Source organism: Paenibacillus oryzisoli, from assembly GCF_001653565.1.
GTDB lineage: Bacteria > Bacillota > Bacilli > Paenibacillales > NBRC-103111 > Paenibacillus_E > Paenibacillus_E oryzisoli.
Genome location: NZ_LYPB01000077.1, coordinates 41,809 through 55,755 on the forward strand (window position 1 = coordinate 41,809; position 13,947 = coordinate 55,755).

Annotated in this window: 5 protein-coding genes; all 5 read left to right on the top strand. The window is 39.4% G+C overall.

From position 1 onward, the window contains the following. The first annotated feature begins 1 nt into the window (after position 1). Entirely contained in the window at positions 2-766 is a 765-nt protein-coding gene (locus A8708_RS23020; RefSeq protein WP_068667655.1) for an AAA family ATPase, read from the top strand. Then, positions 767-2,125 carry a CpaF family protein gene (locus tag A8708_RS23025; protein WP_068667656.1) on the top strand — a complete coding sequence of 453 codons (1,359 nt, stop codon included), beginning with the start codon at positions 767-769 and terminating at the stop codon, positions 2,123-2,125. It abuts the gene before it with no gap. After that, positions 2,122-2,325, top strand: a complete 204-nt coding sequence (locus tag A8708_RS23030; protein WP_068667657.1) for a hypothetical protein — start codon at positions 2,122-2,124, stop codon at positions 2,323-2,325. Before A8708_RS23025 ends, A8708_RS23030 begins: the two co-directional genes overlap by 4 nt. A gap of 201 nt (positions 2,326-2,526) precedes the next feature. Then, on the top strand, positions 2,527-6,807 hold the full coding sequence (locus A8708_RS23035) for an OmpL47-type beta-barrel domain-containing protein (protein WP_068667658.1): 4,281 nt from the start codon (positions 2,527-2,529) through the stop codon (positions 6,805-6,807). Between the two features lie 43 nt (positions 6,808-6,850). Then, positions 6,851-13,918, top strand: a complete 7,068-nt coding sequence (locus tag A8708_RS23040; protein WP_068667659.1) for a polymorphic toxin-type HINT domain-containing protein — start codon at positions 6,851-6,853, stop codon at positions 13,916-13,918. The last annotated feature ends 29 nt before the right edge of the window (positions 13,919-13,947 follow it).

A 13,947-nucleotide genomic window follows, 5' to 3' on the forward strand; every position in this document is an offset into this window, starting at 1 on the left:
AATGAATACTTCGCTAATAATCGCCATACATTCCCCTCAAGGGGGATCTGGCAAATCGACTTTAGCCTTAAACTTAGCATTGCAATATGTCAAGCAAGGAAGAAAGACGCTTTTAATAGATATGGCAGGGTACGGGGGGGTACCGGCAATGTGTAAAATCCCTATACGTGGCAATGGAATGTCAAGTTTAATAACAGTACTTGAGCAGAGTAGTGAATTACCCCATTATGAACATTTTCAGGGTTATTTTAAAGACGCAATTGTGCAGTATAAGGAATTCAAAGATTTCCATATATTATTAAGCGCATCACCTTTAAAAATGGAAAAATTATCTAGTCAATTTACGGAATATTTAATTGAAGCAGCTAGAAAAGCTGATTATGGTGTAATCATAATTGATACTTCTTCGGAATTAAGTGAGCGTAATATTACTTGTATGGAAATAGCAAATTTAATCATTATGCCAACTCTACAAGATGTTGCATCAGGTTGGAAAATAATATTACTTAAGGAAATACTCTCAAGTCTTCATATTTCTAAGGAAAAAATATTCCTAGTTGCTAATAGGGTTACGAAATATTCTGGATTTAATAATAAGGAACTTGAAGAGGAAATTGGTTTTACTTTGCTTTATGAAATACCTGATATTGCGAAGAAGGTACAAAAACATATTAATTCTGGAATTCCAATGGACTTAGCAGGTATAGGAAAAGTATCGCGAATATTCCAACAGTTAGCTCAAAAAATAGTAGCGCAGGTGATCTAGTTGAGCATTGAAGATTTAATAAAACGCCGTCAAGAAAGAATGTTCGTTAAGGAAGCAGCTGTTGCTAATGAAGTAATAGATGTAATAAATAATAAAGCTGAAATATTCTCCAGTGTAAGGCAAAAAATCGCAGATAACAGAGAATTATTTTCGAATGATAATAAAAATGACTTACCCTATATTCGAAATGCTATTTGGAGAATTATTGAAGATGAAATTGATATGCAAAAAAAAGAGTGGCTGTTAAGTTCCTATGATCGATCCGAAATCTTAGAGCAATTAATGCACACTATGTTTGGTTATGGCATTCTTGATTCTTTAATCCACGACCCTCAAGTTACTGAAATTATGGTAAATGGAATTCATAAAATTTATATCGAGAAAGATGGATTACTCCAATTAGCTCGGGATCGAAAGGGACAACCTTTAGTCTTTTCAAGGCAAGAAGAGCTATTGCATGTAATTGAAAAAATAGTCTCACCACTTAATCGAAAAGTGAACGAAAGTGAACCGATAGTTGATGCTAGGTTACCAAATGGGTCAAGGGTAAACGTGGTACTCAACCCCATTTCCTTGGACGGACCAGCTGTTACTATCCGGAAATTCCCTGAAAAACCATACACGATGGAACAGTTGGTTAAATTTGATACGCTTCCCCTAGAAGTTGCTAATTGGATAGCAAACTTGGTTAAAGCCAGGTACAACATAATTATATCTGGTGGAACAGGGTCGGGTAAGACAACCTTTCTAAATGCATTAGCTATGTCAGTTCCACGACAAGATCGTGTAGTTACTATTGAAGACGCTGCTGAACTAAAGCTTAGTAACGCTGAGAATCTTATTCGACTTGAGACACGCCCTCCTAACATTGAAGGGAAAGGTGAAATTAAAATTCGTGAGCTGCTTCGCACAGCTCTACGGATGCGTCCTGATAGAATCATTGTAGGTGAGGTTCGGGGAGGGGAAGCATTAGATATGTTGCAAGCCATGAACACAGGGCATGATGGATCTTTATCAACAGGACATGCTAATTCGGCAGTTGATATGTTGAGCAGGCTTGAAACCATGGTCTTAATGTCAGGCTTCGAGCTTCCAATTGCAGCGATTAGACAGCAAGTTTCATCTGCAGTTGATTTTATCATTCACCTTGGGAAATTAAGGGATGGAAAAAGAAGAGTAACGGAGATTGTTGAGGTTCTAAGCATGGATCAAGGAAATATTCAGTTGCAAAGCATATACAAATGGGATAACGCCGTCAGTAAGCTTACTGCAACAGGTGCTCAAGTTCTTTCAATTGATAAGTGGCATGCATCGGGAATGGAATTGACAACTTGCATGAAAGGGGGTGAACAAGGATGAATCTAATTTATAATGCGTATTTCAAATGTTGTAACTTCGTTGAAGATTTTAGAAAAAAAGAAGAAGGACAGGCACTAAGCGAATACGCCATTGTTATTGGCGTTGTCGCAGTTATTATTATTGCAACTCTGGTGCTCTTCAGAGGTGCACTTACAAACATGTTTACACGCATTATTACCTATATGAACGGTGTTACTTAACTGAAAACAAGGAGCCAGAAGCAACGCTTAACCCGAGTACTTTGGCGAGGACTGAGTTAGGTCTCTTCCAGCTTAATATTAAGACTACGAGTAAAAACTCAATGTGTCAAGAAACACGAAGATTTGTAAATATTAGTTTTACATTTTTATAGCTAGAACTGGTTTCTCGCGTGATATTAATAGATGCAGGAGGCGTTTGGAGTGGGACTTATAAGCCCAAAACATATGCTAGCGGTTTTATTAAGCGTTGCAGTAATTGCGATCCTTCTTATAAAACCAACAAGTATTTCCGCTAGCTCAAATACCAATCTTTTATCAAATGCCAGTTTTGAAGATGCAGTTGGTAACAATCCTACGGGGTGGTTTAATGAGATTGCCACAGGAGCAACAGGTACGATTGAAACTGTGCAAACTCCTGTTGTTGAAGGGAATAAAGCAATCAGGATTACAGCTGCAGGTCTGCAATCTTGGAATTCAGCGAATGTTCATCAAACGATTAATGTTGAGCCAGGTAAATATTTTGAGTTGTCAGCAAATTATTACATCCAAACACTAAATAACTCTAACACAGAATTGTATGTAGAATTTTATGATGCTCAGGGGAATTGGATTAATGGCACTCATTCCAAGTATGAGGGTACTTCCAATGGCTACATTAAATTAGAGAAATCTGGTTTAACACCAGAAAACGCAAAACAAGCAATCGTTTACTCTATTCTTCGTGCAAAAGAAGGCATAGGATCAGGTACTCTATTCGTCGATGATTTACTCTTTACTTACAAGACGAGCGGCAATTTGCTTACGAATGCGAATTATGAGAATGTAGTTGGTACTTTGCCAATTGGGTGGGAAAAAGAAATTGCAACGGGCGCTATTGTAAATATTGAATCTGTGTCATCAACATTTTCCGAAGGTAGCAAATCTATTAAAATGACAGCAACAGGTCTTCAACCATGGGAATTCGTTAGACTTGGTCAGAATAATATTAATGTGCAGCCAGGTAAGCCATTTGAAGTAACAGGGGATTTTAAAGTAGAGACTCTGAATAACGCTTTTGTACAATTGAATGTGGTTTTTTATAATCATAATGATGAAATTATAAGTAATATTTCTACTAACTATGAACAACTAACTGATGGATTTGTCAAATTAAATAAAGTCAGCATAATTCCTCAAAATGCGAATTATGCCAAAGTTTATGCGATTTTATGTGCAAACGATGCATCTGGATCGGGAACTATTTATGTAGATAATTTGGCATTTACTTATAGTCCAAGTACCAATTTAATGACAAATCCAGGCTTTGAAAATGTTATAGGTACTTCTCTTTATTCTTGGCAAAAGAGTGTAGCGAACGGTGCAACAGGCTTAATTCAATCTGTAGCAACCCCAGTTGCACGTGGTAGTAAGGCGGCTAAGATAACTGCAACCAACTTGCCAATTTGGGACTCAGCTAGTATACATCAAAGTATAACTGTAGAACCAGGAAAACCCTTTGAAATATCTGGAGACTATAAAATAGAAACATTGAATAAATCATATGTTGTCTTGTGTGTGGAATTCTACGATGATCAATATAATTTTATTGATTCGATTCAAACAAGTTATGATGCGACTACGACCGAGTATACACGACTTTTTAAGCAAGGGATGACCCCCGCAAATGCTAAAAATGCGATTGTATATGGGATATTAAGGGCTAACGAAGCACTTGGATCGGGGACAATTTATCTTGATAATTTAAGTTTTGCTTATAGGTCAAGTAATAACTTACTTAAGAATGCGAGTTATGAAAATGCACAATTGGGTTGGGATAACAGCATTCCAAGTGGAGAGACAGGAAAAGTTGAAACTGTCGATTCACCTGTTTCGGAGGGAAGCAAAGCTATAAAATTAACTGCAACAAATCTATCACCTTGGACTTCAATGCATATTCGTCAAGGGTTAAATGTAGAACCAGGGAAGTCATATGAATTAGCAGGAAATGTGAAGATTGATGCATTAAATAACACGAATGTGAAATTGTATGTGGAGTTTTATGACAATCAGTATAATGGGTTAGGCTCAAATTATACAAGTTATGAAGAAACAACAAATGGATTTGTAGAGTTAAAGGTAACCGGAGAAGTTCCATCAAATGCAGCTATTTCTATTGTCTATATAATATTAAGCGCAAATGAGGGGACTGGAACGGGAACAATTTATCTAGACAATATGAGGTTTACAGAAGGGAATACGGTGTTAGATGTAGTAGTTCCAACAACTCCACAAGGCTTGACAGTTTACAATATTACGGAAACTTCTGCTGATTTATCGTGGGGTGCATCATCAGATAATAAAAGTGTTATCGGATATGATGTGTATAAAGGCCCAACTTATATTGGAAGTACGTCAGGGACCTTATACTCAATTAACATGTTAGAGCCCAATAAAACCTATTCCTTTACAGTGAAAGCGAAAGATTTGGTTGGTAATGTGTCATCAGAGAGTAATTCTGTAACATTTACAACAGATGTAACGGCGCCATCAGCCCCTACAATACTTCCTAGTACGACAGCGTGGACTAATGTACCGATTATTGTAACGATTACCTCTGGAGTAGATACTGGAACGGGAGTTAGAAAAAGTCAGTATAAAATTAATTCAAATGGAAGTTGGATTGATTATGAAAGTCCAGTATCGATTTCCAATATAGGTGAAACAACAATCTTCGCTCGAACAATTGATCAAGTGGGAAATATTTCGGAAGTTAGCTCATATAAGGTAAATAAATTTGACAACCAAATACCAACGACTCCAAGTATCTCATTAAGTAGCATGAGTTGGTCCAATACTCCAGTTACGGTTACTGTGCTACCAGGAAATGATTATGAAAGTGGAGTAAAGGAGACCCAATACAAGATAGGAGGAAATGGAACCTGGAGTAAGTATAACAACTCATTTGTGGTTAGTTTAATAGGTCAAACAACGGTTTATGCTCGTACGATTGATCTTGCCGGCAACATTAGTGCAGAAGTGAGTTCAATAGTCTACATCAATACACCTACAGTGCCGCCTACATCTAACCCTGATACAGATGAACCTAATGATGATTTTACGTCGGCAGCCTCAATTGTAGGGATAAAGAAATCTTATCTCTCGACAAGTAGTGATGTGGATTATTATCGTTGGACAGCAAGCGCAGCAGGGAAAGTTAAGATTGGTTTTGCATCACCTACTACTAAGAATTACAAGTTAGAGATTTATAACTCAAATCTTGAAAAAATTGGAGCTATATCTCCAGGTGGAGCTGATAGTGCATTCATTAATGTATCTCTCGCTTACACTTACTATGTAAAGGTTAGCGGGATGACTAGTGCTGATTATGGTATTGCTTCCTATACATTATCTGTTGGTGATGCGGATCCGGATGTTTATGAACCTGATAATAATGCTACAACCACGGCACCAAGCATTGGGTTTTCATCAGCTATTTCTGGATTTATTGGATCTGTAAGTGATCATGATTATTTTAAATTTGAAACAGGAACAAATGCCGGTAAAGTAAAAGTGAAGCTAGATATGCCAAGCGATGCAAATTACCATTTAAATATTTACAAAAAAAATGCCATGCTGTCTATTCCAGACTCGGGCACAGGTATTGATGAAGAGGTTTACCTCTCTTTTGATGCAGGAGAAACTTATTATATTGAAGTGGTGAATTCTGGGGGAAGTGTTGTAAGTAGCAATAGTTATACGCTTTCTATAGGATCAATTGAAGTAATCGCAACAGAGCCTAACGATTCACATTTAGAAGCCACAAAAATAACCCCAGGAAATACCTACAGCAGCTATACAATTGGAACTAGCGGAGATAAGGATTACTACAGATTCACAGCGAATATAAGCGGAAAGATCGTTATCAAACTGAATGGAGTAAGTGGTAAAAACTATGGGTTACATGTATTCCGCGGAGTAGGCAATCGCCTAGATCCTAGTAAAATATCTGGGACTGCTCCATTAAAGCAGGTACAGTTCGAGGTTGAGAAGGATCATGTGTACTATGTAGCGGTGATCGGAAATTCATCTACTGATTATGATGCAACTAACGCTTATTCGTTAAATGTTAGTTCAATTGTACCGGATGATGAGTCTAATGACAGTTGGCCAGAAGCGAAGAATGCAGCACTTGGTGTTCCGATAACCTCTTACATTTCAGTGCCTGGTGACGAGGATTACTATTATTTTGTACGTTCAAATACGGGGCTAGTTCGTGTGCAATTAGATGTTTCCCGTGTATCTTCGTTTAAGGATTACGATATTAAAGTTTACCACGAGAACGGAACGATACTCACTAGAGACAATAGAAATGCAGGTGTCAATGAGGATTTCATGTTTACGGCGCAAGCTAATGTGAAATATTACGTTAAAGTCTATGGATATAAAGACACCGACGGAAACTACGGAACGGAACCGTATGTCCTGCTCATTACACAACAATAAGACTGCTCTTTGATAACTTAATAAAAACATAGGGGGGCCAGCCATGAGCCTAAAATATAGGCTAAAAAGAAACAGAAAACGTCTCATAAGCTTTGTTGTGCTTTTGACGATGTTATTTAACTCACTATTGGCTTTTGTACCAGAAGGTAAGGTATTTGCCGCTTCTAGTTTGAATATTACAAGTATTGGTCAAACAGCGGCTCAATATTATGTTTCTAGTCTTAGTTCTTATTGGGATGACGACTATTATGCACAGATGGTCTTAACCCGAGATCCAGTCCCGTCCAGTGGCGGTATTGGAATTGCCAATTATCGCTATTATGACGGTACGTTTATTTATCCACCTGCTAATGGAACTTCGTATACATCTAGCTGGGGAGATCTAAGTGGTTTAACACCGGGCTCAAGCTATACCGTTTACGCTGCCGTTCAAGCAAAAAATGGCTATTGGTATCCAGCAGGATCATACACCTTTACGACAAGTGCGACAAATAGCGCTAGTTTACAGATCGTTAGTATCGGTCAAACAGGGGCTCAGTATTATGTCACAAATCTAAGTAGTCCATGGGATGACAACTATTATGCAAATTTAGCCTTAACACGTGACCCCGTTCCGAATAATGGCGCTACTGGAATTGCCAACTATCGCTATTACGACGGTTCATTTATTTATCCACCGACTGCTGGAACTTCGTACACTTCAGGTTGGGGGAGTCTTAGTGGTTTAGTACCAGGGACATCTTACACAGTATATGGAGCGGTGCAAGCAAAAAACGGCTTGTGGTATCCAGCAGGATCATACACCTTTACGACAAGCGCTTCTAGTGGTGGAGGAAACACAGGCGGAGGTGGAGGAAACACAGGTGGTGGTTCAAGTGAATTTCCTTATCCGGGAGTTGGCGAACCGTTCTATTATACGAACGATCATGCTTCTCCGTACAACTATGTCATTTTGTGGAACGGGAATGGTGCTAATTATTATCACGTGAATCTAGAGAAACATGATGGAACCATTCTGACAACAACACCTAACACAAATAAAGCAAATGTTACATTGACAAGTGGAAGATATACGGTCCGCATCTATGCATGTTCTTCTACAGCATTGTCAACTTGTTCTACAACACATTATCAGTTAACTATTACTACACCTGACATGAATGTGGTAACTCCTACTGTATCCGTATCCAACATACCAAATACGACGGCAGGCAAGGTTGTATCTGTGAGCGCAAGCTCTAGCACACCATGTTATAGGATGTCAGCAAAGTACACAGTTAATGGCGTAGATACGTGGTTAGGCGAGCAGAGCTCTTGCAATTATTCAGCTAGCTTTACACCGTCTACGGCTGGTGACTATACAGTAACTGTATACTCGAGGAGTTATAACGAAAGTGACCCTAGGTCGGCGACAGCTAGCAGTACTTCAACGTTTACAGTATATCCATATGTTGTAAATCCTACTGTGACCGTATCAAGCATTCCAACTACCACGGCAGGCAAGGCTGTATCTGTCAGTGCAAGCTCAAGCACGCCATGTTATAGGATGTCTGCAAAATACACGGTTAATGGTGTAGATACGTGGCTAGGTGAACAAAACTCTTGCAATTATTCAGCTAGTTTTATTCCATCAACAGTTGGTCAATATACAGTAACCGTTTATTCAAGAAGCTACATTGAGACTGATCCAAGGTCAGGGGATTCAAGTAACTCTGTAACCTTCTCAGTTACGCCGGATGATACTTATGAACCGAATGATACAATTTCAGATGCAAAAAGTGTCACTCCAGGCAGCACAACCAGTTCGTATCTTTCTACTTCGGGAGACTATGACTACTGGAAGTATACACCTTCTACTACTGGGAGTATTAATGTTAAATTAACCGTTCCCACAGATCCTGCCGGTTTAGATTACGACTTGCAGGTATACGAGGGAACAGTATCAAGCCTGGGATCAAAGATAGAAGAATCTACAAATTCTGGAAATGCATCAGAGTCTAAGGATTTTATGGCATTCGCGGGCAAGACGTATTATTTAAAAGTTTACAAAACCGTAGGAACGTTTAGTGCGACATCAGCTTATACACTGATCTTAGGTAACTTGTTCCCAGATAATAATGAAGATAACAACACCTACCTAAATGCCAAACCGATTACACCTGGTGGAAGCAGTATAAGCTCTTATATTTCTTATTTAGCAGATGGGGATGTTTGGAAGTTTACGTCGGGAGCCAATAACATTGGCATGATGACAGCACAACTCACAGTTCCATCTGACGCAGATTATGAGCTTCAAGTGTATGAAACTAATACATTGGGTGATCAATTAGCAGATTCCACAAAGACAGGTAACGGTGTACCGGAATCTATTACTTTCCCTGTAAATCCAGGAAAAGACTATTTTATTAAAGTATGGAGTAAAAATAACGCATCTCGAAGTGCTTCGGCATATACGCTATCTGTAGGAAACATGCCGATCGATTTGAGTGAGCCGAACGATGCTATCGCAGATGCAAAGAGTGTCGCAGCAGGTAGTACGACTAGTTCGTACCTTTCCACTCCTACAGACTTTGACTATTGGAAGTATACACCTTCTGCTACAGGGGAAGTTAACGTTCAATTAACTGTTCCTTCAGTTCCTGCGGGGTTAGACTACGATTTACAGGTATACGAAGGGACATCATCAAGTCTCGGGACAATGATAATAGAGTCAAAGAATGCCGGGAATACCACAGAGTCCAAAGACTTTACAGCAACCGGTGGTAAGACATACTATTTCAAAGTTTACAAAACCGAAGGCACTTACAGCTCAACTTCACCCTATGGTTTGATATTAAGTGGTGTGTTTCAGGATAATTATGAGGAGAACGACACTTACACAAATGCCAAACCAATTACACCAGGGGGAAGTACAATAAGCTCTTATATTTCCCGATTTAATGATGGGGATATCTGGAAATTCAGCACAGGAGCTTATAATAGTGGCACAATGACGGCGGAGCTAATCGTTCCAAACGATGCAGATTTCGAACTTCAAGTATATGAAGGGGATGATGCATCGAGTAATGCACTAAAAGAATCTAAGAATACTGGCAATGGCGTCTCTGAGTCTATCAGTTTTCAGGTGAAGCCAAATAAAAACTACTATCTTAAAGTTTGGAGCAAAGGAAATGCATCACGAAGCGCCAATCCCTATGCTCTGTCTGTAGGTTCGTTGCCAACGGTTATCGATAACTATGAAATGAATAACACGGACGAGGATGCCAAGGTAATATCACCCGGGGTTCCGATTAATTCCTACATTTCCTACGATACAGATGGGGATATATGGAAATTTGAGACAGGCGCTTCGAATATAGGCTCCATGCAGGCTAGATTAACTAACATTCCTGTGGGTGTTAATTATGAACTGCAAGTCTACGAAGGCAGTACTGATAATGATCAAATTGCTGAATCCAAGAATTTATTGAATGCAGAAGAATTGATTTCCTTTAAAGTAAAGCCGAACAAAAAATATTATGTGAAGGTGTATAGCCAAGGAAATCAATATCATAGTACATCTCCGTACACGGTTTCGATCGGAAGCTTACCTGTGGCACCAGACTCCTATGAATCTAACAATACTGCGGCCCAAGCAACGGTACTTACACCTGGTACAGCTATTAGTTCTTACATTTCATCTATGTCAGATGCAGATTATTTTTACTTCATGACAGATGCGACTTCTGTTGGCTACATGAATATTGGATTAACCGATCCAGAACCTTTTGCGGACGATTTTAAACCTGATTATGAATTCCAAGTTTATAAAGGTTCGGAAAGTGATGCTAATTTAGTAGGTTATTCTACAAGTAAGGACCGTTCTTCTACAATCGAAGTAAAAGTAGTGCCGAATACGAAATATTACATCAAAATCTATAATGGCGGAACTGGTTTTTCACCTGAAACCTATCAGTTAAATGTAGCTGCACTGCCACATGATGGAGAAGGAAACGATACCGAAGGCACGGCTAAGAATTTACCGCCGCGTGGTGTTGTTGAATCTTATTTATACAAAGCTGGTGATGTGGATTATTGGATGTATCGTACTGGCGCTTCCGAAACGGGAACTAAAGTTTTTGGTATGAAAGTACCTTCGGGAAGCGATTATGAACTTCAAGTTTATCCAGCTGGTGGATATGATACAAGTCTCATGAAGGGATCGTATAATAACAACAACGACTACGAATACGTCTTGATGGAAGTGAGTCCGAATACCACCTATTACATGAAGGTGTACGGTGCATTAGGGAAAGGGTTACCAGCGCAATACAGTGAAGAACTCCCCTATACAATTAGTGTTGGAACGGATCAGTACGGAGAAGGAACAACTGGTGGGAACGACAATGCCGTCGATTCCTATGAGGTCAATAATACCCGTGATCAGGCTACGCTCGTTGAAGATGGAAGAACGATTAATTCATATCTTTTCTACGATGGGGATGTTGATTACTACAAAGTAAGGTCCAAGCTGCTTGTAGGGAATATGAACGTGAGCATGGCTGTACCTGCCGGTCAAGATTATGAATTGCAAGTTTATGAGGGATCAAGTTCTAGAGTCTGGACATCGGATTTAAAAGGAAATGCCACAGAAACGATTAGCTTTCCCGTTCAGCCAAATACTAATTATTATGTCAAATTATATGGAGCATCGATAGGAAACGGTCACTCATACAGTGCTAATTTGTTAGATAAATATGTATTAACAATTGGCCAAGCTCCTAATACCACTGTAGATCAATGGGTTACGGACTTGGAAAGTACGAAGCTGACAAGTCACACGAAATGGGATGAGTCGCAGTTTAGTGAAAGTTCCGATTGGATTGATACAGAGTGGCAGGCGGTTGACGGTGTTGCCGGTGAATTGAATGATTTACATGAGTACTGGGAGAATCAGAAAGAGTATCTTTTGAACCTGATTAATACAGGGTCTAGTGGTTTGAAGGAATGGGCTCAGAATCGGTATGATTTGGAGAATGAACGAATTTTCCTTATTGAATTAATGTTAACCGGAACAGAAGGGCAACAATCGTGGGCTGATAGTCAATTATTTATCGTTAATCTTGCTTTAAATGGAACGTATGGGCAACAGCAATGGGCATTGGATCTCATACATTGGCAGAACTTATTTAATTATTATCAGAATTTGTTGAATCAAAATCCTAGTAATAGTTGGGTAGAAGAACGACGTGATGTAACAGCAGTGTTAAAGGATCCGAATGCACCCAATAAAGAGTGGGCTTTGGATCGTTGGAACTGGTTAGTTGAAGAGGATTACCTACAACACCGCATTAACGAGAACCTGGATCTTGATACCGTCAGATGGGCGCAAAGTCGAGCTGATTTGGTAAATAAGATTCTACACGGCACACAGGAAGAACAGAACTGGGCTAGAAAACGTTGGGGTTTGCTGGAGCTGATTGAGCATGGAACTCCTGCTGAAAGGGATCAAGCACAAGATGATTTAGATGAGATGGATGGGAAACATGTTCAAGTTATTACAGCTAGTATATCAACTTCTATTAATAGCGACTTTTGTAAGGACAGCGGTTGCCGTCAAGCAGTCGATAAGATGGCCGCGGCTATGTATGTTGAGCAGTATGATCGAACAAAATCTTTTACTACGAAAGAGTATGAAGATTGTCTAGAAGGCATAGGCTCTGGAACATTCTGTCGTGAAATTGCTCAGGCTGATTTATCCTATGCAAGCGACTATAACTTTGTTACAGGACAAACTCCTAACGTTGTCTTAAGTAATGTACAGACATCTAGCAATGATGATCCAGTTAAGCTCGCTTTAAGTTTCCTTAAAGGTCTTGGAGAAGGCGTATACAATACACTAATCGCGGATTTTGTTAATTCATTAAAAGACATGTGGAACATGCTTAAAAATTGGAAAGATACATTTGAAGGATTAAAGCAACTGGTACAACCGATACTGGACGCTATTCAAGGTAAGCTTAATATTCAGGAATTGTTGGATTTACTAGTTGGCGATCTGATTGATTTAAAAGATCAAATTGTCGATACCGTATATGCTTTGAGATCAGAAACTGGTGCTAAATATGCCCTTACGGAGACCTTAGGGGGGCTGGTTGGACAGCTTGTAGGAAAACTGATACAAAGATATGCAAGTGGTGCTCTAAGTGGAGTCAGCGCAGTTCAACAGATTATGTCCAAAGTGAAAGATTTTAAAGTGGTAAAAGCGCTTGAAGATGTGGGCGGTATCTGTCACTGTTTCACAGCAGGTACCAAGGTATTGACTCAAGACGGTGAACTTTCGATTGAACAGGTCAAACTAGGTGATTATGTCTTAGCGAAGAATCCAGACACTGGCGAGATGGCCTACAAAGAAGTTGACTTGCTGTTCCAGAAGGAGATCACGGAGTCGTGGAACATTACCGTGGGTAGTGAGCTAATTACGACTACGGATGAGCATCCGTTCTGGATTCACAGTAAGGGCTGGGTTGTTGCGAAGGACCTTATTGTTGGTGACTTGTTTGAGACGAGCGATGGTTCGTATCTAGCAATTGACAAGATCGAGGTTAAAGAGCAGCATACGACCGTTTATAACTTCCGTGTGAAGGACTTCCACACGTATTATGTTTCAAATTTGAAGATTTTGACGCATAATAGTAATGGAATTAATTGTGACTGGTCACAGATGGCAAAATATTTTGCCCCGAACACAAAGAAGCATATTTTAGAGGGTGAAATAAATTCAAAGGGTGACGCAGTAGGATTCCATCATGAGGGAAGTTCTTCTATTGCTAGAATAGTAGGCACTCCAACCCCTGTCAATGCTTACGGAGTATATGAAGCGACGGTAGAAATTTTTGATGGTACAAATTATGTTAGAAAAAAAGCTACCTCAACATTTTTCCCGAAAAGCTGGTCTTCTGATGATGTTCTAAATGCCATTTTCGAAGTTTACGCAAATGCTCAGCCTGCAATTAAACAAAATGGTACGGAGTTTATTCAAAAATGGCAGGGTACACATTCGAGTGGTGTGAAGATTGAGTTTTGGGTTGGTTTAAACGGCGAGATTACTACAGCTTATCCTATATTCTAATTCACTTAATGGACGTCTGTAATAAGGTT

What these genes read in the sequence shown, in the direction of transcription:
- A8708_RS23020 (WP_068667655.1), top strand. Translation starts at nt 2, where the DNA reads ATGAATACTTCGCTAATAATCGCCATACATTCCCCTCAAGGGGGATCT.
- A8708_RS23030 (WP_068667657.1), top strand. Translation starts at nt 2,122, where the DNA reads ATGAATCTAATTTATAATGCGTATTTCAAATGTTGTAACTTCGTTGAA.
- A8708_RS23040 (WP_068667659.1), top strand. Translation starts at nt 6,851, where the DNA reads ATGAGCCTAAAATATAGGCTAAAAAGAAACAGAAAACGTCTCATAAGC.